General features: G+C 46.3%; 18 protein-coding genes, 1 tRNA gene and 1 rRNA gene. 11 read left to right on the top strand and 9 right to left on the bottom strand.

Going from position 1 to position 23,237, the window contains the following annotated elements; all coding sequences use genetic code 11:
* Positions 1-351: 351 nt before the first annotated feature.
* Both ACTJLE_RS00925 and ACTJLE_RS00920 read right to left on the bottom strand, forming a co-directional pair.
* Positions 352-1,878, bottom strand: a 16S ribosomal RNA gene (locus ACTJLE_RS00925).
* Between the two features lie 188 nt (positions 1,879-2,066).
* Positions 2,067-2,213 carry a hypothetical protein gene (locus ACTJLE_RS00920; protein ID WP_162720529.1) on the bottom strand — a complete coding sequence of 49 codons (147 nt, stop codon included), beginning with the start codon at positions 2,211-2,213 and terminating at the stop codon, positions 2,067-2,069.
* A 532-nt stretch (positions 2,214-2,745) separates the two neighbouring features.
* Here ACTJLE_RS00920 and ACTJLE_RS00915 point away from each other — a divergent pair.
* On the top strand, positions 2,746-3,534 hold the full coding sequence (locus tag ACTJLE_RS00915; RefSeq protein ID WP_481267027.1) for an SIR2 family NAD-dependent protein deacylase: 789 nt from the start codon (positions 2,746-2,748) through the stop codon (positions 3,532-3,534).
* Between the two features lie 62 nt (positions 3,535-3,596).
* Here ACTJLE_RS00915 and ACTJLE_RS00910 read toward each other — a convergent pair whose 3' ends face one another.
* The 4 genes from ACTJLE_RS00910 to ACTJLE_RS00895 all read right to left on the bottom strand — a co-directional run bounded on the left by ACTJLE_RS00910 (position 3,597) and on the right by ACTJLE_RS00895 (position 8,291).
* On the bottom strand, positions 3,597-5,564 hold the full coding sequence (locus ACTJLE_RS00910) for an alpha-glucosidase (protein ID WP_481267026.1): 1,968 nt from the start codon (positions 5,562-5,564) through the stop codon (positions 3,597-3,599).
* Positions 5,565-5,815: 251 nt separating this feature from the next.
* Entirely contained in the window at positions 5,816-6,784 is a 969-nt protein-coding gene (locus ACTJLE_RS00905) for a ketopantoate reductase family protein (RefSeq protein ID WP_415700709.1), read from the bottom strand.
* A 207-nt stretch (positions 6,785-6,991) separates the two neighbouring features.
* Complete coding sequence (locus tag ACTJLE_RS00900) at positions 6,992-7,456, bottom strand: nucleoside deaminase (RefSeq protein ID WP_481267025.1); 465 nt, start codon at positions 7,454-7,456, stop codon at positions 6,992-6,994.
* A gap of 64 nt (positions 7,457-7,520) precedes the next feature.
* Positions 7,521-8,291 carry an alpha/beta hydrolase gene (locus tag ACTJLE_RS00895; protein WP_481267024.1) on the bottom strand — a complete coding sequence of 257 codons (771 nt, stop codon included), beginning with the start codon at positions 8,289-8,291 and terminating at the stop codon, positions 7,521-7,523.
* 204 nt (positions 8,292-8,495) lie between these two features.
* Between ACTJLE_RS00895 and ACTJLE_RS00890 the strand changes: the two genes are divergently transcribed.
* The 10 genes from ACTJLE_RS00890 (at position 8,496) to nagA (ending at position 20,423) form a co-directional block, all read left to right on the top strand.
* Entirely contained in the window at positions 8,496-9,428 is a 933-nt protein-coding gene (locus ACTJLE_RS00890) for a DUF4862 family protein (protein ID WP_481267023.1), read from the top strand.
* Positions 9,429-9,490: 62 nt separating this feature from the next.
* Positions 9,491-10,498: an ROK family protein gene (locus ACTJLE_RS00885; protein WP_481267022.1), complete on the top strand. Its 1,008-nt coding sequence runs from the start codon at positions 9,491-9,493 to the stop codon at positions 10,496-10,498.
* A 25-nt stretch (positions 10,499-10,523) separates the two neighbouring features.
* Complete coding sequence (locus ACTJLE_RS00880) at positions 10,524-11,192, top strand: N-acetylmannosamine-6-phosphate 2-epimerase (protein ID WP_481267021.1); 669 nt, start codon at positions 10,524-10,526, stop codon at positions 11,190-11,192.
* Positions 11,193-11,357: 165 nt separating this feature from the next.
* Positions 11,358-12,920, top strand: coding sequence for an ABC transporter substrate-binding protein (locus tag ACTJLE_RS00875; protein WP_481267020.1), 1,563 nt, complete (start codon positions 11,358-11,360; stop codon positions 12,918-12,920).
* Between the two features lie 148 nt (positions 12,921-13,068).
* A complete protein-coding gene (locus ACTJLE_RS00870) occupies positions 13,069-14,025 on the top strand; it encodes an ABC transporter permease (RefSeq protein ID WP_155114925.1) in 957 nt (318 codons plus the stop codon).
* Position 14,026: 1 nt separating this feature from the next.
* On the top strand, positions 14,027-16,051 hold the full coding sequence (locus ACTJLE_RS00865; RefSeq protein WP_481267019.1) for a dipeptide/oligopeptide/nickel ABC transporter permease/ATP-binding protein: 2,025 nt from the start codon (positions 14,027-14,029) through the stop codon (positions 16,049-16,051).
* The gene (locus ACTJLE_RS00860; protein WP_481267018.1) at positions 16,048-16,908 is read left to right on the top strand and encodes an ABC transporter ATP-binding protein; all 861 of its coding nucleotides are present in this window, start codon (positions 16,048-16,050) and stop codon (positions 16,906-16,908) included. The genes ACTJLE_RS00865 and ACTJLE_RS00860 overlap by 4 nt, the downstream gene beginning before the upstream one ends.
* A gap of 179 nt (positions 16,909-17,087) precedes the next feature.
* Positions 17,088-18,047, top strand: coding sequence for a dihydrodipicolinate synthase family protein (locus ACTJLE_RS00855; RefSeq protein ID WP_481267017.1), 960 nt, complete (start codon positions 17,088-17,090; stop codon positions 18,045-18,047).
* A 180-nt stretch (positions 18,048-18,227) separates the two neighbouring features.
* Positions 18,228-19,040 (top strand): glucosamine-6-phosphate deaminase, encoded by an 813-nt coding sequence (gene nagB / locus ACTJLE_RS00850; RefSeq protein ID WP_481267016.1) that lies wholly within the window; start codon positions 18,228-18,230, stop codon positions 19,038-19,040.
* A gap of 123 nt (positions 19,041-19,163) precedes the next feature.
* Positions 19,164-20,423, top strand: a complete 1,260-nt coding sequence (nagA, locus tag ACTJLE_RS00845) for an N-acetylglucosamine-6-phosphate deacetylase (protein ID WP_481267015.1) — start codon at positions 19,164-19,166, stop codon at positions 20,421-20,423.
* Between the two features lie 144 nt (positions 20,424-20,567).
* Here the strand turns inward: nagA and ACTJLE_RS00840 are convergent, their stop codons facing one another.
* The 3 genes from ACTJLE_RS00840 to tgt all read right to left on the bottom strand — a co-directional run bounded on the left by ACTJLE_RS00840 (position 20,568) and on the right by tgt (position 23,191).
* Positions 20,568-21,359, bottom strand: coding sequence for a FadR/GntR family transcriptional regulator (locus ACTJLE_RS00840; RefSeq protein ID WP_481267014.1), 792 nt, complete (start codon positions 21,357-21,359; stop codon positions 20,568-20,570).
* Between the two features lie 327 nt (positions 21,360-21,686).
* Positions 21,687-21,769, bottom strand: a tRNA-Leu gene (locus tag ACTJLE_RS00835).
* Positions 21,770-21,865: 96 nt separating this feature from the next.
* Positions 21,866-23,191, bottom strand: a complete 1,326-nt coding sequence (tgt, locus tag ACTJLE_RS00830; protein WP_481267013.1) for a tRNA guanosine(34) transglycosylase Tgt — start codon at positions 23,189-23,191, stop codon at positions 21,866-21,868.
* Between the last annotated feature and the right edge of the window lie 46 nt (positions 23,192-23,237).

Genomic DNA, 23,237 nt, shown 5'->3' with positions numbered 1-23,237 from the left:
AAATTCTCTAGACAAAAAATCATCACACTAAACGATCACAAAACGATCAAGCGACTCCAACAAAAGGAGCCGGTTGAAATTGATAAAAGCAAAAAAATCGAAACAAAAGTTTCGCATTTTACTCGCGTCCACTATCCAGTTCTCAAACCACCACAACACCACAAAACCCAGTATCAACACTATAAAAGCATCAACCTGAAATCCCATGGGTCAAGGACCGCAACCCCAAAACAAAGGGGGGTGGCAATCCGGGAACCCAAAAGCATGCCCAACTAAACTCACATAAAACGTTAACCATTGTTTTCCACACCAGTAACCACACTCATCTGAGCGTGCACAAAAACTCCGTAGAAAGGAGGTGATCCAGCCGCACCTTCCGGTACGGCTACCTTGTTACGACTTAGTCCCAATCACGAGCCTCACCTTAGACGGCTCCATCCCAAAAGGGTTAGGCCACCGGCTTCGGGTGCTGCCCACTTTCATGACTTGACGGGCGGTGTGTACAAGGCCCGGGAACGCATTCACCGCGACGTTGCTGATTCGCGATTACTAGCGACTCCGCCTTCACGTAGTCGAGTTGCAGACTACGATCCGAACTGAGACCGGTTTTAAGGGATCCGCTCCATGTCACCATGTCGCATCCCGTTGTACCGGCCATTGTAGCATGCGTGAAGCCCTGGACGTAAGGGGCATGATGATCTGACGTCATCCCCACCTTCCTCCGAGTTAACCCCGGCGGTCCCCCGTGAGTTCCCGGCATAACCCGCTGGCAACACAGGGCGAGGGTTGCGCTCGTTGCGGGACTTAACCCAACATCTCACGACACGAGCTGACGACGACCATGCACCACCTGTGAACCTGCCCCGAAGGGAAACCACATCTCTGCAGCTGTCAGGCACATGTCAAGCCCAGGTAAGGTTCTTCGCGTTGCATCGAATTAATCCGCATGCTCCGCCGCTTGTGCGGGCCCCCGTCAATTTCTTTGAGTTTTAGCCTTGCGGCCGTACTCCCCAGGCGGGACGCTTAACGCGTTAGCTCCGACACGGAACCCGTGGAATGGGCCCCACATCCAGCGTCCACCGTTTACGGCGTGGACTACCAGGGTATCTAATCCTGTTCGCTCCCCACGCTTTCGCTTCTCAGCGTCAGTAACAGCCCAGAGACCTGCCTTCGCCATTGGTGTTCTTCCCGATATCTACACATTCCACCGTTACACCGGGAATTCCAGTCTCCCCTACTGCACTCTAGCCCGCCCGTACCCGGCGCAGACCCACCGTTAAGCGATGGGCTTTCACACCAGACGCGACGAACCGCCTACAAGCTCTTTACGCCCAATAATTCCGGATAACGCTTGCGCCCTACGTATTACCGCGGCTGCTGGCACGTAGTTAGCCGGCGCTTATTCGAAAGGTACACTCACCCGAAAGCTTGCTCCCAATCAAAAGCGGTTTACAACCCGAAGGCCTTCATCCCGCACGCGGCGTCGCTGCGTCAGGGTTTCCCCCATTGCGCAATATTCCCCACTGCTGCCTCCCGTAGGAGTCTGGGCCGTATCTCAGTCCCAATGTGGCCGTCCGCCCTCTCAGGCCGGCTACCCGTCGAAGCCTAGGTGGGCCATTACCCCGCCTACAAGCTGATAGGACGCGACCCCATCCCATGCCACTAAACACTTTCCCAACAAGACATGCGTCAAGTTGGAGCATCCAGCATTACCACCCGTTTCCAAGAGCTATTCTGGAGCATGGGGCAGGTTGGTCACGCATTACTCACCCGTTCGCCACTCTCACCAACCAGCAAGCTGGTCAGATCCCGTTCGACTTGCATGTGTTAAGCACGCCGCCAGCGTTCATCCTGAGCCAGAATCGAACCCTCCACGAAAAACTTCAATGAAGAGCCAAACTAGGCTCCAATAATAAAGAAAAAGACGAGACATTCTTTAAGGAAAGAACATCCCAACAAAAACCTCACCACCATTTAACCATCTCTCAGGCACCCTGCAACCTGCAAGGCTGACAATGAACTGGCAATAATTAACTAATAAGTAGTACAGACACGCTCTTGAGTTCTCAAACCACCACCACACCAGCCGGCCCATCAACCTCAACCGAGGAGAACCAGCCGCGCTGAGCAGCAAGAGATAAACTTACACCAACCCACGCCAAAACGCAAACCCACCAAAAACAAACACCCCAAAACCATTGAAAACAAGCCAAAACACCGGCGTGTCGAAAACAGTGAAAAAACACCCCACAAACCAACACAAAACCAAAACCAACAACCAAAACCAACAAAAAATAACCAAAAACAACCCCAAAAACATAAAAACCGGGCGTGTCGCATCGACTTGCTTTTCGCTTAAGCGTAGCGCGAAAAGCAACCCGATGCGGTAGCGCTTGCTCAGAGTTGAAAGCACAGTGTGCTTTCAACGCAAGCGCGCACACGATTACGCTTTCTTTAAACTAATTAAGAAAGCGTAATCTGACGACCAAAGAAGATTAACTTAAAGCGAGCTTAATGCGGTAGCGCTTGCTTTACAACGCTCGCGCAAACCAGCAGCAGTACACGCAAAATAATGAGCTCTATTTATGAAATAAGAAATACGTATATAAAATAGTTACTTATTAAGTAAGCATTTATAAAGAGCGTAAAACTAAAAATATAAAACCAAAAAACATAACCAAAGAACATAAATAAAAAATAAAACAAAACAAAAATAAGATATCAACAGAACGCAGGAGAAGAAGAATGAGCAACAATCAATCAAGCAACAAGCAATCAAGCAACAAAGCACACCACATTGTTGTGCTCACAGGAGCCGGAATCTCCACAAGCGCAGGTATCCCCGACTTTCGCGGCCCGGACGGCGTTTGGACTAAGCACCCGGAGCAAATGAGCGTCTACGATATAGACGCGTTCCTAAGCAGCGAAGAGGAGCGCATATATTCTTGGCGATGGCAAAAAGAGTCGCCTGTGTGGAACGCGCAGCCGGGAACTGCGCACAAAGCGCTTGTAAAACTCGAGAAAGCTGGAATGCTCGATCTTATAGCCACTCAAAACTTTGATGCTCTTCACGAAAAAGCCGGAAACGATCCAAACTTTATAGTCAATCTTCACGGAAGTATTGGAACTTCGCACTGCATGAGCTGCCACGCAAGCTATAAAACCGCCGATATTATGGCAGATTTAGACGAGCATCCAGATCCGCATTGCAGGCGCGCTCTGCCGTACCGCGGGAATATGCCTTGCAACGGTCTTATAAAAACAGACGTTGTTTATTTTGGAGAAGCACTTCCGGAAGGCGCTATGGAACGCAGCGCGCAGGCAATTGTAAAAGCGGATGAGCTGTGGGTTATTGGTTCCACGCTGGAAGTATTCCCGGCTGCCAGCCTCGTGCCGTTAGCTGCGCGCGCTGGAGTGCCGATTACGATAATGAACTTGGGATCTACGCAATATGATTATTTGGCAGAGCGTATTATTCGCGAAGATATTGCGAAAGCTCTGCCAAAATTAGTAGACGAAACTATTGCAAAGTAATTATTGCGAAACAATTATTGCAAAGTTTGCAAAGTAATTATTGCTAAGTGCCGCTATTAAAACTATTGCAAAGTAACAGCGATACCTTCCCAAGGCGCAAGAGTACCGTTTTTAAGCGATATAAGCGCGTGATTTACGTCGTAGGTTGTAACCATTACGTCATGCGCTGTAAAGCTGCCAGAAGCGCGATTTTGCAGCATTTTCGCACTTTGCGCAGGAACAGGCACGGTTGAATCAGTCATATTAACCATTACAAGCATGCGTTCTGTAGATTCTGAAGAAGATTCTGAAGAAGATTCTGCTTTAGATTCAGTAGAAGATTCTGCAGATTCTTCCGTAACTTCCGCTTCAGCTTCCGCAGAATTCTCCTGCTTTGCGCAACCAGATTTAAGCTCGCGCACGAAAGCGTACACGCACTCGTCTTCCGCATCAACCAAATCCCAAGAACCAGCAGAAACAATCGGCTCCGAATGACGCAACGCAATCAAATACTTATAGAAAGCGTAAACGGAATCTGAATCTTCCATCTGCTCAGCCGCATTAATATCCACATAATTAGGATTCACGCTAATCCACGGCTCTGCGTTATTTACCGACTGAACATTAAAAGGCATGAATCCCGCATATTTAGACGCATTCCACTGCATTGGAGTTCGAGAATTGTCGCGGCCGCGCTTTGCGAGCGCATCCATCATCGACTCAGCCGACTGAATATGCGCTTCTTCTACGCGCTGCTTAAACATGTTCAACGCTTCCAAATCGCGATACTGCTCGAGACGCGTAAAGTGCGCGTTAGTCATACCAATTTCCTCACCTTGGTACACGTAAGGCGTGCCGCGATGCATGTGAAGAAGCATTGCAATCGCCTTCGCAGAGCGCACGCGCATCTCGTCGCTAGACTCACTTCCCCAACGCGAAAGCGCACGCGGCTGATCGTGATTATTAAAGAACAGGCTCGCCCAACCAGCATCCGCTACAGCCTGCTGCTGCTCGGCCATCACGCGCTTCAAATCAGTCAACTTAAGCGGCACAGGATTCCACTTCGTACCGTCTTCGCAATCGATATCCACGTGATTAAACAGGAATAGCATATCGAGTTCGCTGTGTGAAGGGTCGGTAATATAAGTGTTGCGATGCGCTGAAATTCCCGGAGCTTCGCCAACAGTAAGATAACCTTCGCGCCCTTCGAAAACTTTTGCACGCATTTCACGCAAGAATTCGTCTAAACGAGGGCCGTCTGAGCAGAATGGGAATGGCGAAGAATAGCCATCAGCACCAGTTGGCAAATCTTCAATCTGGCACCCAACTTCGCCCGGCAAGCGGCCTTCCGAATCAACATGCTTAGAAATTTGCGTAATAACGTCCATGCGGAAACCGTCAATTCCGCGATCCATCCACCAATTCATCATTTTGTACACGGCAGCGCGAACCGCAGGATTTTCCCAATTCAAATCTGGCTGCTTTGGAGAATACTGGTGAAGATAGTATTCGCCGCGCTTCGGGTCGTAAGTCCACGCAGAGCCACCGAAATACGAACCCCACTTATTCGGCTCCGCGCCCGGCTCTCCAGGAACGCATCCTTCGCGCGCAGGCCTCCACCAATACCAATCCGCGTAATCGCTTGAAGCATCCCTAGAAGCCTGGAACCAAGCATGCTCGTCGGAAGTGTGATTTACTACCAAATCCATCACGACTTTAAGCCCGCGCTTGTGCGCGCCAGCCAGCAGCTCGTCCATATCTTCCAAAGTGCCAAAAAGCGGATCGATATCTTGATAATCGGAAATATCGTAGCCGTTGTCGTCTTGCGGAGACTTATAAACAGGGCTAAGCCAAATCACATCAACGCCTAAATCAGCCAAATAATCGAGGCGCGAAGTGATTCCCTTCAAATCGCCAATACCGTCGCCGTTAGTATCCTGGAAGCTTCGCGGATAAATCTGATACACAACTGCATTCGCCCACCAAGGGTTTGGCGTAGCGCCGTTTGTGCGCACGGATTGCGGCAAATTCGCTCTGTCAAAAGTCGTCATACATTCCCCATTTATTTGTATAAATATTTATTTTTTATTTTCTTTATTATTTATTTTCTTTATTATTTGCTGCAGATAATTTTATTTATTTAATACTATTTTTTATTTATTTAATAGTATTTGTGATTTTAGACTCTAAATTTTAGCAGAATATCAGATGTTGCGCAGCTAATAAAAAAGCGGCCCGCAGTAAAAACCGCGATCCGCGCCTCCTTCTCATTCATGTTACGAATTGTAGAATGCTCTCCAAATCATTGCTGATGGTGCAATTTAAAAGCAAGTTCCGCTAAATGCACGCCGTGAGTTAGGAATTCGTGAGTGCGGCAAACGTAGTCGTTTTCGCGACCAAGTTTCGCAATATAACCGTTGATATAATCGACTTCCGTTTCGCGGCCGCGGCTCATATCTTGGTACATAGAAGGATAGTGCAAAGGATTTGCCACGCGACTTACGTAATCGATAGCTTCCATCTCCTGCTGACGCGTATTAACCATACGAATTCCGGCGCGATCGCACACATCGTACGCTTCGTTAATAAGCTGTCGAGCCATATCCATAGCGCCTGGGTAAGAAATAAACTGACCCATTTGAATCTGATACATAGTGCACAAAGTATTAATTACGGAATTGAAAATCACCTTCGCCATGCAAGTACCCTTGAAATCTTCCGTAATTGTAGGGTTCAATCCTGCAGCTTTAAAATCGTCTCGCATAGCAAGCTCAACGTCACTCACCTGCTCATTAAGCGCGCACATATTCATGGTTCCAACGCCAACTTTACCAATAAAATCAACGTCTCCAGGTCCGTTCAAAACGGTTGCAATCATGGCAGTTCCGCCGTAAATATGATCATCCGGGAAGTACTGCTGCAACTTTTCAAAGTGTCCCCAACCGTTCATTGCAGCAAACACAACTTGATGATCTTTAAACAGATGCTTGCAACGTTCCAACATTTCTGCAAGCTGCATCTGCTTCATAAACACAATCCACACGTCTGGATCGCCATCGTAATCTTCCGGCGTATACATATTAATCGGCACTAAATGGCGGTTTTCGTGGTCTCGACTCACCATTACGCCGCCCTGCTCGCGCACTTTATTTACGTTCTTATCCCAGGCGTCAATGAAGTCAACATGAATACCGGCCGTTTCCTGCAACAAAACGCCATAGCGATATCCCATAGCTCCAGAACCGATCATTGCATATTTCATGCCACTCATAGTGACACCTCCTTTTAGGTAAAAGTGTGCTTAGGCGAGATTCATGCGTTTTACAGGAATTACGTCGAAGCGACTATAGGTATAAATAAAAGCAAAAGTAAAAACGATTGCTTTTTGTTTTTATAGCATATTACTCAATTCGCTGAGATTGTCAAAATTTTTCTGTTTACGTTTCTTATGGCGTTTCTTACTAAAAATTATTCAGTTTTATCTATGATTTTCAAAAAAGTTTCGCAAAATTTGCGCACATTCAGATTCGCGCACCGAGCCAATAACTTCCGGGTAAGCACCTACGTGAGGGTCTCGTAAGATATCCCATACCGACCCACATGCACCTAATTTTGCATCCCACGCGCCGAAAATTACGCGCTTAAGACGAGTTTGCAAAATCGCTCCAGCACACATTGGGCATGGTTCAAGCGTTACAACTAAAGTGCAGTCAGATAAATTCCAAGATTTTCGCGAAGAAGCAGCAGATTTCATAGCAAGAACTTCCGCATGTGCTAAAGGATCGTGCATTTCCTCGCGCAAATTTGCGCCGCGGCCAATAATATTTCCGTCACCATCAAGCACAACTGCACCAACCGGAACTTCTCCAGACTCAGCAGCCTCTAGCGCCAATCGCAACGCTTCATTCATTGCGTAAGTAACGGAATCATCATTTTTATTCATAGAATCGGCTCACACAATCAACTCGCACAATCAACTCACACAATCAACCCATAAATCGCAACTACTACAGAAGTCCCGACGTAATATCGTGAAGCAAGAACCACTTTCGAATATCCCCAAGTTCTTCCATATGCACAGCGTGGTCAAGACCTTTGTAGCGCTTTTCTTCCAACCACGTGTGCTCCTCAAGCCAAGCGGCAGCTGCCGAAAATTCGTAAGGCGGAATCACGGCATCTTCCAAACCGTAGCCGAAAAATACAGGCGTATTGCGCTCTGCTAAATCGTCATCTTTTAAAGAAATTTCGTTTGCTAAAGCAGGAACGTTAGGAGCTATAAATCCGGAAAGCGCAACGGATGCGCGATAACGTGCAGGATTCAATCGCAATAAATGAACTGCGAGCGCTGCTCCTTGAGAAAATCCGAATGGCACAATGTCGCGATTTTCAGGAATATTTGCGCACACCCACTCGTCTATTGCGGCTGCAGCAGCGTACATGTCATAATCTAAATCTTCTCGCTGCGGCACAGCGTCATGGAACCAGCTGTAAGCGCCTTGCGCAAGCTTAAGTGGAGCGCGTAGTGCGATTGCATCATTGTAAGGCGCAACGATTCGCAATAAATCTAGTAAATCTTCTTCGTTAGATCCCCAACCGTGCAATAACAGTAGCAGTGGGTGCGTTGGGTGCGCAGCAGCATTCCCTTGTGAATATTGTGCGTGCGTTACTTTCAGCGGCTCTCCAAAACGACCGGGTACAACATGAGATTCGCGGCCAATATGCGGTTCGTAAGAATTGATTTGCGCATTATTGCGCTTCAGTTCATCGTTAGTAGTCATTGCCTCACCGCCGCTTGTATAAATTGTTACGTTACAAATCTTTATTTTAATAAATATTTTGATTTTCGTAACTTTCGAATTAAAAAAGCAAAGTATCGCAAATTTAGTACGATTTGATAATTTATCAGACGTCTGACGAATTGTAACGTGCTTACTGTAACATACAAAGAAAGCCAATTCAGCCGCGATTTCAAGGAGGATATCATGCTGAAAACTGAATTCGTTGTAGGCGCGTACGCGTCACTGCCAAAATCACGCGAAGAACAACAACAATACTACGATTTACTCGGAAGTCAAAACTGGGTTGCAGGAACAGAAATCCCATACCCAGGCGATTTAGCAGATCCGCAAACCCGAGAATGGCTAGCAAACGCAATACCATCAAACTGGCACAAAAACACAATAACCGCAATTCCCGGAACAATGCGGCATATAAATTTTGATCCCGATCCAGAATTTGGCTTAGCAAGCCCGAGCGAAGAAGGTCGACTTCGCGCAATCGACTTCTTCAAAAATATTCGTAACGCAGTAGCTGATTTTGCAAACCTTCGACACAGCTGCGATATTTCGCATATTGAAATACACACGGCACCAACTCGAATAGCGAGCGCGGACGCAATGAAAAAGTCACTAGAAGAGCTCGCGCAATTAGATTGGCTTGGAGCAAAGCTCGTAATAGAACATTGCGACAGGTATATTGAAGGGCAAAATCCAGAAAAAGGCTTCCTTTCACTCGAAGATGAAATTCAAATTGCAAAAGATGCAGGAATTGGAATCACAATTAATTGGGGTCGTAGCGTTGTTGAAGAGCGCAATGCTAAAGCCGCTATAAATCACGTATGCGAAGCAAGAAAAGCTGGAGTGCTTAAGGGAGTGATGTTCTCGGGAGCAGGCCCAGACGCTACGCAATACGGGTACGAATGGATTGACGGACACTTGCCTATGGCTCCGGACGAACCAACGTCCTTAATGACTCTTGCGGAAATTCAGGAAACTGCGCGCGAAGCTTTAAAAGACGATTATTTAATCGACTATTTGGGTGCAAAAGTATGCGTGCCGCAGGATTCCAGCGTTCCGGAACGCTTGAACTACTTAAAGCATATTTACGAAGCTGTAAACGCAACACAAATTGCGTGAATTAAAGACTCAATCAATCAGCAAATATCAGCAAATAAAATATATTTCTACGGATGTGACTTATGAACGAAATAAAAGATTCTCGCTCTACATATCTTGCTTTTGATATAGGCGGAACAAAAATAGCTTACGGATTGGTTACATTACCGGAGCCGGCATGCAGCAAAAATATTGCAGATGCTGCAGGTTGCGTTATTCCGTCCGTGCAAGAATACGGTTCAATACCAACCGAAGCGTCAAAAGGTGGCGAAAGCATAAAAAATCGTTTAGTAGAACTAGCGAAACAAATCCTGGAAAAAGCGCAAGAAAATGGCAAAACCATTAGCGGAATCGGCATAGCAGCCGCAGGAGTACCAAATAGTAAAACTGGCGAAATCGTTGCAGCAACAGACATTCTTCCCGGTTGGCGCGGGCAGCGAATTTACGACGCGTTTAAAAGCATAACTGATTTGCCAGTTTATATGATTGGAGACGTTGGCGGACACGGACTAGGGGAAGCTATTTACGGAGCTGGACGCGGAAAATCAATCGTACTTTCCGTTGGAATAGGAACCGGCATCGGCGGTGCAATTATTATAAACGGCAAACTTTTTACGGGAGCCCACTCAGTTGCCGGTCACGCCGGTCACGTTGTTAGCGATTTGGGAGTTGGATTCGAATGCTCTTGCGGAACGCATGCTGGGCATATTGAGCCAGTTGCGTCCGGAACTGGTCTTGCAACTTTATACAACCATAATTTGCCTGCAGGTGTTCAAAAAGCGGAAAACGGGTACGAAGTATGCGTTTACGCAAACGAAGGTCAGCCGCACGCCAAAGAAACGCTTGCTAAAAGCGCAAAAGCATTAGGAGAATGCATAGCTGGAATGGCAAATCTTATAGACCCGGATGTTATTGTGCTTTCGGGGTCTGTTGTAGAGGCAGGAAATATTTGGTGGGATTCCATGCGAGCTGGATTTGAAGATTCTGCTTTAGATTTGGTTAAAAGCACGCCGATTTTTAAGGGAAAGCTTGGTGGCACAGCTCCGCTTATTGGTGCTGCTTTCGCCGCTTTTACAGCTTCTCAAATTTGAAATATTTTTAAAAAGGAGAAAAACTATGAATCCTGTAGTTGAAAAAATTAAGGGCGGCTTAATTGTTAGCTGCCAAGCTTACCCTGAGGAGCCGCTTAGGCACCCGGAAACAATGGCGCAAATGGCAATGGCTGCCGTAGAAGGCGGCGCTATTGGAATTAGATGCCAAGGATTGTCGGATATTTCCGCGATTAAGGGTCAAGTTGACGTTCCTGTAATCGGCATTTGGAAAGATGGACACGATGGAGTTTATATAACACCTACTTTGCGTCATGCGCGCTGCTGTGCGGCGGCTGGAGCAGATATTATTGCGATTGACGCAACTGATAGGCCGCGTCCAGACGGGCTTACTTACGAGCAGACTGTTAGCGCTTTGCACGATGAGGGCATAGTAGTTATGGCTGATTGCGGAAACTTCGACGACGCTAAACGCGCTGCAGATTGTGGAACGGATATTATATCTACTACTTTAGCTGGCACTTCTCCAGGAAGACCGAAAACAGACGGGCCTGATTTTGAACTTTTAGGCCAAATTTTGCAAGCTTTCCCAAATTACCCTATTATTTGTGAGGGGCGCATTCACACTCCTGAACAATTGCATGAGGTTATGCAAATGGGCGCGTGGGCTGCAGTTGTTGGGACGGCAATTACGCATCCAACGTCAATTACGCGTTGGTTTGCAGCAAAGCTTTAAAAAGAATAAATGAATTTTCACAATCTCGACACACGTACAACTTGACATCAGACATCAGACCTCTTATGTTTAAAGTAACGTGAAAATCACGCGAGCGCATAATTGAAAACTATTCACATTCAAAGATGAAATGTGAATCAACAAACTCAACGGTGAGGAGAAAATATGAAACGAATTAGCTCAAAGCTAACCGCTGCAATAGCTGCAAGCCTAGCCGCATTAGTTATGCTATCTGGCTGCGGTGGAGCAAAAAATAAGTCAGCAAAAGCACATACTGCTGTAAAAGATACGATTACAGCTCAAGTTGCGTACGCAAGCCGCGATTTCGCACCATCAACAACATCCGGCGCACTGCCAATGGCAGCAAACTGGCATGTTACAGAGCCACTTTACGCTCTTGATTACAGCAACTTTAAAGTTTTCAACGCACTTGCAAAAGGAGAACCAAAGAAGATTTCCGACACCGAGTACGAAGTAACAATTCGCGACGCAGCCAAATTCTCGGACGGAACAGAAGTAACCGCAAACGACGTAGTATCCTCATTCAAGCGCACAACCGCGCAAGGAAGCCTCTACATATCGATGCTTGACTTCATTGATTCCGTAGAAGCAAAAGACAATCGTCACGTAATCTTTAAGCTAAAGAAAGCCTTCCCACTGTTCAAGCAGCGTCTTGCCTTGATTCAAATTGTTCCAACCTCAAAGTCGGATGCAGACTTAAAGAATCAGCCAATCGGATCCGGCCCATGGAAGTACTCATCAATCACCGACAATCAGGTAAAGTTTGAGCGCAACGATTTGTACAACGGAAAGTACAAGGCACAAGCCAAGAACATGGTTTGGAACATAACCGTTGACGATACAGCTCGCGTAACTGCTATGCAAGGCGGCAAAACAGACGTAATGGAAATGGTTCCAGCACAAGCCTTCAATACTTTGAAGTCTTCCGGTTCTGAACTTAAAACCGCTCAGGGCTTCAATCTCCCATTCGTTATGTTCAACACGAAGCAGAAGCCATTCGACGACAAGCGCGTGCGCCAAGCCGTACTCTACGCAATCGACGTAAATAAGCTCATAGCAAACCAAATGAGCGGCCAAGGCGATCCTGCAACAAGCTTCTTGCCAAAGAATTACGCAAACTACCATAAGGCAAAGAACGTATACACCAAGAACATCGAAAAAGCAAAGAGCTTACTCAAGGAAGCCGGCGTAAAAGGACCTATCAAGTTCACCCTTTACACAACCGACCACACTTGGATCACCCAGCTCGCTCCACAAATCAAGAACGATCTCGCTGAAATAGGTATGGAAGTAGACATTCAGTCTATGAAGTCTTCCGCACTTTACCCATCAATCACCGATCGCGAAGACGCAAACTACTCGATGGTTTTGGCACCAGGCGACCCATCCGTATTCGGAAACGACCCAGATTTGTTGATGAGCTGGTGGTACGGCGACAACGCTTGGACCCGTCAGCGCACATTCTGGAAGACTTCCGAAGGATACGCAAAACTTCACAGTCTTATGGACAAGGCTTTGGCATCTAGCACCCCAGCTGAGCGCCAAAATTATTGGAACCAGTGCTTCGACTTGATTAGCGACGAAGTTCCTCTGTACCCACTCTTCCACCGCAAGACTACGACTGCCGTAAAGAAAGGCTCTTTGGCAGAGTGGAATGCAATCGGTTCCACCGGCATCAACCTTGTAAAAGCAAAGCTTACAAAGTAGGTGCAGAACCAGAAGTATTAAATAAACGTCAATCCCCTAACCTCTAACCGCAAAACCGGCCCAACTGTTTACCTTTCTCGCTTCTGTGCAGACGGGCCGGTTTTGTTATAAAAAATAACAATTTCTTCAATGGATGTGTGGATGTCTTATGAGTAATTTTCTTAGACTTTTAGGTAGGCGACTAATTGCCCTGCCGTTCATGGCATTCGGCGTTACGTTCCTCGTATTCTTCCTTATGTCATTTTCAAAATATGATCCAGCAGTTGCAGCTTTAGGCGAAAACTCGTCTCCAGCAGCACTTGCAGCTTTCCGCCACGAAATGGGCTACGACCGCCCATGGTGGGAACAGTTCGGATCCTACATTCTTGGTCTTTTCCAAGGAAACATGGGTGTTTACGGCGTAAATAAAGACTCCGTAGCAGAACGCGTTGCAGAAGCATTCCCAATCACTCTGCAGTTAACTTTCATCGGCTTATTAATTGCAATAATTTTTGCAGTAGTGTTTGGCGTTTTTGCAGCACTTTACCGCGATACTTGGGTTGACCAAACAGTTCGAATTCTTTCGATTATTGCAATTGCAACCCCATCCTTCTGGCTTGGTGTTCTTTTGATTTACGTTCTTCAAATTAAGCTAGCTTGGCTCCCAGGTTCCGGCGATTTTGTGCCGTTCTTCGAAGATCCAGAAGCATACATGGCAAGAATGGCAATGCCGTGCTTCGCACTAGGACTTCCGGTAGCCGGCCAGCTTACGCGAATCATACGAACCTCAATGGTAGAAGAATTGGATAAAGATTACGTACGAACCGCAATCGGCGCAGGAATTCCAAAAAGCGTAGTAGTTGCTAGAAACGTATTCCGCAACGCCCTAATCACCCCAATTACAACTTTGGGCATGAAGATTGGTTACCTTATGGGTGGCGCAATCGTTATTGAGGTTATTTTTGCTCTGCCAGGAATGGGCACTGCAATGTTCGATGGCATTAACGGCAACCAGCCAATGCTTGTGCAAGGCGTTGTACTGGTTGTTGCAATCGCATTCATCTTCATAAACATCATTGTTGATTTGCTCTACGTATTAATCAACCCAAGGATTAGGACGGTGTGACATGCTATTTGGAAAGAATCAGGTAGTAGATGCCGCATCAAAGCCAGGCATCAAGTTTAATAGATTTAACAAAATGAGCTTAGGCTCCAGAATTGCGTTCATTGTGATTGCGCTTCTAGCATTTTGCGCTATTTTCGCGCGATTTATAGCTCCGTGCGATCCAGTAAAGATTACGCAAAACTATCAAGCTCCAACAGGTGCTCATTGGTTTGGTACCGATAACCTTGGCCGAGACGTGTTCTCTAGGGTTATGTATGGCGCGCGCTATTCGCTTGTAATTGGCTTGTCATCTGTGCTTTTCGCACTGGTTGTGGGAGCTATCATCGGCTCAATCGCAGCAGTAAGCCGCACCTGGATTGCTGAGCTTATAATGCGATTGATTGATATTGTAATGTCCATTCCAGGAATCGCATTAGCGGCCGTATGCCTTGCAATTCTTGGACAATCCATGATTGGCATCATCATTTCTATCGGCGTGCTTTACGTTCCACAAATCGCAAGAATTGTGCGCGCAAATATTATAAGCGAATATGGAAAAGACTACGTACGAGCAGTAATCGTTTCCGGCGCTCGAGCACCATGGATTTTACTCAAGCACGTAACCCGAAATATTGCAGCACCAGTTATGGTGTTCACGACGCTTTGTGTTGCAGACGCAATCGTTTTCGAAGCCTCGCTTAGCTTCATTAACGCAGGTATTCCAGAGCCAACTCCAACTTGGGGCAACATTTTGTCTTCCGCAAAAGCAGGCGTTATCTTTGGATACTGGTGGCAGGCATTGTTCCCAGGCCTTGCGATTATGATTACCGTTTTGTGCTTGAACATTCTTTCTGAAGGAATTACTGACGCAATGGTCGCAGCGCCAACTGCTCCAGTTTCTAAGACTGCTGCCGACGCTGACGCCGCACGCAAGGAAGACAGGATTCTTACCGACCCAGTTGCAGCTTACAAAGAACAGCACGCAGCTTTGGTTGAATCTCTTGCGAAACTTCGCGAAGCTGAACTAAAGCGCACGGACCGCTTGCAACCAATGTCTACAGAAGCTCCAGCTATTGAGGTTAAGGACTTGTGCATTCAGTTCCCTCGTTACGGAAACGTAAACGTTGTAGACCACTTGAGCTTCTCAGTTCGCCCTGGCGAAACAATGGGCTTGGTTGGAGAATCCGGATGCGGAAAGTCGATTACTTCGCTCGCAATTATGGGATTGCTTGATCCAAAAGCAAAAATTAGCGGACAAATCCTATTTAATGGCAAGGATCTTGTAAAACTTAGCCCGAAGGAGCATAACGCTCTTCGCGGTCACGAAATTGCAATGGTTTATCAAGACGCATTGTCTTCCTTAAACCCATCCATGCTGATTAAAACTCAAATGAAGCAGCTGACATCTCGCGGAGGAACTCGTAGCGCCGAAGAACTGTTGGAGCTTGTGGGTTTGGATCCAAAACGCACGCTTGAATCATATCCACACGAGCTTTCTGGCGGCCAACGTCAGCGCGTGTTAATCGCAATGGCACTTACGCGCGATCCAAAACTTATAATCGCAGATGAGCCAACAACCGCTTTGGACGTTACTGTTCAAAAGCAGGTAATTGACCTTCTTAATGAGCTTCGCGAAAAGCTTGGATTTGCAATGGTATTCGTAAGTCACGATTTGGCTCTTGTTGCTAAGGTTGCGCACTCCATTACCGTAATGTACGCAGGACAGGTTGTTGAGCAGGGTGCAACTAAAGAAATACTTACAGATCCTCACCACGAGTACACGCGCGGTTTGCTCGGTTCTGTAACTTCTATCGAAGCTGGAGCTCCAAGATTGCACCAGGTTCCAGGAACAGTTCCAAGCCCATCCGACTTCCCTAAGGGAGACCGATTCGCTCCGCGCTCCTCGCATCCAGATCAAGGACTTGATGTGCGCCCAATAATGAAGCGCATTCCAGGAACATGGCACTTCTACGCCGCACCTCCAGAGTCTGAAACTGATGCACCTTCCGCAATTTTGACCGCATCTGATCAAGGAGATGTGCGATGAACATGAATACTAGCGAAATAAACAAAGTACAGAACGAAAATGGCAATGTTCCAATTATTGAGCTTGTAGACGCAGAAGTGGTGTTTACTACTCGAGCTGGATCTGGCCTGTTCCATAAGAACCAGATTACTGCAGTAAACAAGGTAAACCTTAAGCTGATGCCGGGCAAAACAATTGGTATTGTTGGCGAATCTGGCTGTGGAAAGTCAACAACCGCAAATATTATGTGCGGTCTTCAACAGGTTACGAGCGGCAAGGTTCTGTTCAAGGGGCAAGACGTTACGCATCGCACTGCAAAAGAGCGTATGGATATTGGTCGCGTTGTTTCCGTTGTGTTCCAGGATCCAGCAATGGCGTTGAACGCGCGCATGAGCGTTATTGACCAGCTGATTGACCCTCTTGTTGTACACAAAATTGGCGACAAGGAAGCGCGTGACGCAAGGGCGAAGGAGCTAATACGAATGGTTGGTTTGCCTTCTTCTGTTCTTGGCGCTTTGCCAGGCCAGCTTTCTGGTGGTCAACGTCAGCGCGTTGCAATCGCTCGAGCACTTTCCCTTAATCCGGATGCAATCATCGCAGATGAGCCAACTTCCGCTTTGGACGTTTCGGTTCGCGCGCAGATTTTGAATCTTCTTTCCGATTTAAAGAAGAAGCTGAATCTTTCGATGGTGTTTATTAGCCACGATATTCAAACAATCCGCTACATATCCGACGAAGTCGTTGTTATGAATCACGGAACGATTGTTGAGCGAGGCGAAACGCATCAGGTTATTAACAATCCTCAAAATGATTACACGAAGATTCTCATGGGCGCAGCACCGTCGCTATTGCACCCAACGGAAGAAGAGTGCAAGTAAGGTGCGTTAAATAAATCCACACAAAATCTTGGGCGGTTCGCTATTCCTCACAACAAAACTCAAGCGAGCCGCCCATCTCACTCAACTAAATTACGAAAAAATATTAAACAGAAATTTTAAATTCGAAATTTAATATCGAAATTTAATATCGAAATTTTAAGCACGAAAGAAGTGTAATTATGACTGAAAAATTCCATGGCGTTATTCCTCCAGTTGTTACTCCATTAACTGCAGACGGCGAAGTAGATGTTGTTAGCTTTGAGCGCTCACTTAATCGCATGATTGATGCTGGAGTAGACGGCCTGTTTACTCTTGGCTCTTCTGGCGAAGTTGCTTTTAGCACCGATAAGCGCCGCCGTGAAATTATTGAAAACGTGATGCGCATTGTTGACGGTCGAGTGCCAGTTTTGGTTGGTTGCATTGACACTGAAACAAACCGCGTAATTGAGCACGCAAAAGAAGCCAAGGAACTTGGAGCAGACGCAATCGTTGCAACTGCGCCATTCTACGCACTTGGCGGAATGGCAGAAGTTGAGCGCCACTTCCGTCTTATTCACGAAGCTGTTCCAGATTTGCCGTTATTTGCTTACGACATTCCAGTTTGCGTGCACACGAAACTTCCTGGCAATTTGCTTGTAAAGCTTGGAAAAGATGGCGTTCTTGCAGGCGTTAAGGATTCATCCAACGATGACGTGTCCTTCAGATTCTTGGTTGATGACAATAACAAGGCTGGCCATCCTTTGATTCTTCTTACCGGCCAAGAGGTTGTTGTTGACGGCGCATACATGGCTGGCGCAGACGGTTCTGTTCCTGGTCTTGCAAACGTTGAAGCAACTGGTTACGTGCGAATGTGGAAGGCTGCTCAAGAGGGAGATTGGGCAACGGTTAAGAAGGAGCAGGATTGGCTTTCGGCTTTGATGCGAATTGTTACAGTGCCTAGCGGCGTGGCTGGCTTTGGCGCTGGTGTTGGTGCCTTTAAGACCGCAATGGCGTTGCTTGGTGTGTTCGACACGAATCAGATGCCAGATCCAGTTTGCCCACTTAAGGGAGAAAATGTTGAAGCCGTGGCTCGCGTTCTTAAGGAAGTTGGCTTGACTTTGGCAAAGACTCCGCAAGAAGTGAGCGATTCCACAAAGTAACGTCTTAAGTGGTTTTTATTAGATTAATAATTTATTAGATTAATAATTTAAATCACTTAAATAAAATTCGTTTATTTATTGGCGTTTATCTATTGGCATAGTAAGTAAATAGCGTTGCGGTATACGTTTAGCCGTATGCCGCAATGCTAATAATCACAAGACTTTAAAGGAGAAGTTAAATTGGCAGAGGTTATTATTGTAAAAGATCAAGATGAAGCCGGCGAGCTTTACGCAAAAGCAGTTGCGGATTTAATTAAACGCAAGTCGGATGCAGTATTAGGATTGGCAACCGGCTCAAGTCCGCTTAAAGCTTACGAGCATCTTGCAAAACGAGTCAAAGAAGAAAATATTGACGTCTCTAACGTGCGCGGATATGCTCTCGACGAATACATTGGATTGCCATTAGAGCACGAACAGTCTTACCACAGCACAATTCGCAGAACCGTAACAGACTTAATCGGCTTAAACCCAGATTTAGTGCACGTTCCAGGAGATGTTCTTAACGGAGCGCCATTAAGCGAAGGCAGCAAGATTGCGCACGCCGGCGCAGACTACGATGCTGCTATTGCGGCAGCCGGCGGAATCGACGTGCAAATCTTGGGAATTGGCTCCGATGGCCATGTTGGATTCAACGAGCCAGGATCTTCTCTTGCGTCTGGTACGCGCGTTAAAACACTAACCGAGCAGACTCGCGTAGATAATCGCAGATTCTTCGACGGAGATATTAACCAGGTTCCAACTCATTGCATAACGCAAGGAATTGGAACGATTTTGCGCGCTAAGCATCTTGTTCTTCTTGCGTTTGGTGAGAACAAAGCGGAAGCTGTCGCAGCAACCGTAGAAGGAGGAGTTAGCTCTCTTTGCCCAGCCTCCGCGCTTCAATTGCACCCACACGCAACCGTGATTATAGACGAGGCAGCAGCAAGCAAGCTAAAACTTGCTGACTACTATCGCTGGGTGTACGCAAACAAGCCATCTTGGCAGGGAATTTAATATATAGTTGCGTTTATAAACCAGCAGTAAGTTACAGAATCATCCACAGGAACTGCAGAAAATTGCAGGAACCGCAGGAACCGCAGAAAACCGAACAAAATCGCATACCCGCAGGTGAGTGAAATGTCAAAAAATGCATATTTAGAAGCAGTAAACAATATTGATAATTCGCTAAAATCAACCGAAAACCAAGCGTTTGCAATTACAAACGTAAGCATTGTTGATGCGCGCGGAATCGTTCCAAACGCTTGGATTTTGGTTAAAGACGGCGTGATTCTAGAAACTGGCATTTTAAAAGACGAGCTTACCGCAGCGATTACTTCTTACGGTCTAAGCGAATCCGATTTAAGCATTGTAGACGGGCGTGGCTGCTTTGCTGCGCCAGGATATATTGATTTGCATGCGCATGGAGCATGGGAGCATTCGTTTGACGACGGCGCCGAAGGGATTGCCATTGCGCGCGCGTATCACATGCTTCACGGAACAACTAGGCAAGTTCTTAGCTTGATTACAAATCCTCTTGACGTAATGCAAGAGAATTTGCGTACAGTTAAGCACGTTATGCAGACGCGCCCGGATGTGCTTGGTTCGCATTTGGAAGGACCATTTTTGGCGCTTTCTCGAAAAGGCGCGCACGACCCTAATTGCCTAGTGGATCCTACTCCCGAGCGCGTTGAGGCGCTGCTTGAGGCGGCGGATGGCACTTTGCGCCAGATTACTTTGGCTCCAGAGCGCGCACATGGTATGGAAGCTATTAAGCGTTTTGTGAAAGCTGGCGTGATTCCAGCAGTGGGACATTGCGATGCGGATTATCAAACAGCGCGCGCGGCTTTTAACGATGGCTCTACGCTTATGACTCACATGTTTAACGCTATGAATGGCATTCATCACCGAAAGCCAGGCCCAATTCCTGCAGCCTTGGAAGATCCGCGCGTAACGATTGAGCTTATTAACGACGGTTTCCATGTTGAAAATCCAGTTTTGCAAATGGCGTTTAAGGCGGCGGCTGGAAGGATTGCGTTTGTAACAGATGCTATGGCTGCAACTGGATGTGCGGATGGTGCGTATAAGCTTGGCGCTCTTGACGTTCAAGTTACAGGCGGTCACGCAAGGCTTGTTTCTAACGGCGCTATAGCAGGATCTACTTTAACTTTAGACGTTGCAATTAAGCGCGCTGTTAAAGAGCTTGGCATTGGTTTGCCAGAGGCGATTGCTGCGGCGACTCTTGTTCCTGCTCACGTGCTTGGAGTAGATAAGCCGAACGCTATAACTAGCGCTCCTTTGGGCTTGGTTGAAAAAGGATATGCTGCCGATTTGCTTTTGCTTAATCCAGGAACTTTGGCAGTTGAGCACGTTTGGTGCGACGGCCATAAAATTTCGTAACGGAAATCGTATCGTTGCGATTAATTGTGATGCTGTAGTACTCAGGCATCACCATTGAAGATGAAAGAACCGCTCTGTAAATAAGAGCGGTTCTTTTATTTGCGCGTTTATTTATGAGTCAATTTACGCGCTAATTTGCAGCGATTAATCTTGCTTCAATCTGTGCAACAAAATCGACTGAATCGGCTCATAATGAGAATTTACTGCTTCCCTATAGCCATCAGCATCTCCAGCTATAGCAGTATGCAGCATAAGCTCATGCGCTTTAGCAGTTTTTTCAAGCTCATCCGAAACAGCCAACCCCAATTGCGGCAAAACGGCCATATGCACAAGCCACAAGCATCGCACAAACTGTTCAGCAATCTTGTTGTTTACTGCTCGCAAAATTCCAGTATGAAACTCAATATCTTGCTCAAGGAATGTCTTTCCAGAAAGCGCTTCTTTAGTCATCTTTTCCGAAAGTGCTTCAAGCTCAGGCTGCTGTGTTCCTTTAAGCGATTCAACAACTTTATCCGCAAAACCAAGATCCAAGAACTTTCGCATTTCTACAACATTGCTTAAGTCTTCAAAATTTTTATTAACGGACACAAGCGAGCGAAAAGCCAGCGTTTCCACCATTGGGTCTAGCGACAAAGATCCAACAAACATGCCCTTACCCTGCTTAACCTCAACAATATTAAGCGCTTCTAATTTACGAATAGCCTCGCGCACAGAAGATCTTGAAGCTCCTATTAGATTACAAAGCATCGGCTCGGTTGGAAGCATATCTTTTGGTTGCAAACGCTCGCGCAAAATAAGCGATCTAATTGCATCCATCGTTTCGTCGCAGCGCTTTCTTAAGACGATTGGAGCAGAAGTTGTGCCTGCTTGTAGAAGAGCTAGTCGATTCAGCGTTGACATTTCGCTGTCTTCATTATCACTAAACGTTTCTTCCATATCAGCTCCTTCCAGCTCAATAAACGTAAAAATTAAAACTCCTATGTTTTAACACGTCTGACGTCTTACGTTAGTTAATTATATAGTCTATCACACATTTTCATTTAATTGACGGAATATTCCAACTATTCTCGCAAGCTTTAATTGCGTAACTCTAATTGCATCGCTTTAATTGCGGATAAATTAGACAAATAAATTAGCTAAATGAACTAGCTAAATAAATTAATAAAATAAGTTGCTTCGATACAAATTAAATTAGATACAAATTAAATTAGATACAAACTAAATTATTTAATTGCATCTTGATTTTGCAGAGTTAAGAAAGAGTGCGAACGGCGGGACTTGAACCCGCACGAGTATACACTCACTGCCACCTGAAGACAGCGCGTCTACCATTCCGCCACGTTCGCATACAAAGTGCAAGGCTATCATATTTGATATAAATTCGCAATATTTAGCCTAGCATTTTGTGTTTTACATATATACTTTTGTGCTCAAAATTGATATCAGCCTTTTGAACCGTTTTCGTAGTAATGCGCAAGAGTTTCATCGCGGAACTCTTCAAAATATCCGCCATCAATAGAAGCTCGAATATCGTCAAGTAATTTCACGAAGAAACGCTCGTTGTGAATAGTTGCAAGAGTAAATCCATTCATTTCGCTAGCGCGCAACAAATGATCCACATACATTCTGGAATAATGCGTGCAAGTGTAGCAATCGCAACCTTCTTCAAGCGGACGCTGATCATGCTTAAATTCAGCACGCTTAACGTTGTAACGTCCATGGCGAGTAAAAATTGCACCGTTTCTTCCGCAGCGAGCTGGAGCCACGCAGTCGAAAGTATCTCCGCCGTTTTCTACGCAAGCAAAAATATCATCAACTGCAGCAATACCAAGCACGTGACGAGGTCGATTTTCCGGCATAGCATCGCAAATCCATGCGCAAGTATCACCAATAATTCGCTTTTCAATAGCGCCACCAATACCTACGCCATCAAAATCTAAAGAAGCAATCTGCTCAGCCGCATGCCTACGCAAATCCTCATAATTCGCGCCCTGCACAACTCCATACAATGCCTGATATGGTTTGCCAACGCGCTCCTCAGTTAAACGCTGATGCTCTGCAACGCAACGTTTTGCCCAACGGAAAGTGCGCTCTACAGACTCTTCTTGGTATCGACGAGTATTCATTAAAGTAGTAAGCTCATCGAAAGCAAACATAATATCAGCACCCAGCTTATGCTGAATTCCCATAGAAATTTCGGCACTAAAACGGTGCTTGGATCCGTTAAGAGGAGACTTGAAGGTTACGCCATCTTCGTCAACAAAAGCCATACGCTCCTTACCGGCTGCAATAACGTCATCCGACTTCATGCCAGTAACATCCATTGCAAGCGTCTTTTTAAAGCCAGCGCCGAGAGACAGAACCTGAAAACCACCAGAATCCGTAAAAGTTGGCTTATCCCAGTTCATAAACTTTCCCAAACCGCCAGCTTCGTCAAGAACATCCGCACCCGGACGCTCATACAAGTGGAAAGCGTTTGAAAGCATGCACTGGGCGCCTAAATCTTTAATACTTTCCGGCAATACAGCTTTCATCGCAGCTTGAGTTGCGACTGGCACAAATGCTGGAGTTTGAATATCTCCGTGAGGCGTATGAATTACGCCTGTGCGCCCGTAGCGAGCGCCGTCACGACCTTTACCTTCAGCAGTGCTAGAAAGTCGCGTTTTGTTTGTAAACGAAAATTCTTTGCGGTCACCGGGCTTCCCAGGCTCAGCTCCGCGTGGATGTTCAAGAAGACTTGTCATATCTTTTACTTTATTAGGAGGCATGAAAATAACGTAAATAAATTTACTAGCGCATAACTAATAGCATGGT

Source organism: Gardnerella sp. CCPDSM (genome assembly GCF_056754715.1).
The sequence above is the reverse complement of the archived record's forward strand: the minus strand, read 5'-3'. Positions and strand labels throughout refer to the sequence as shown.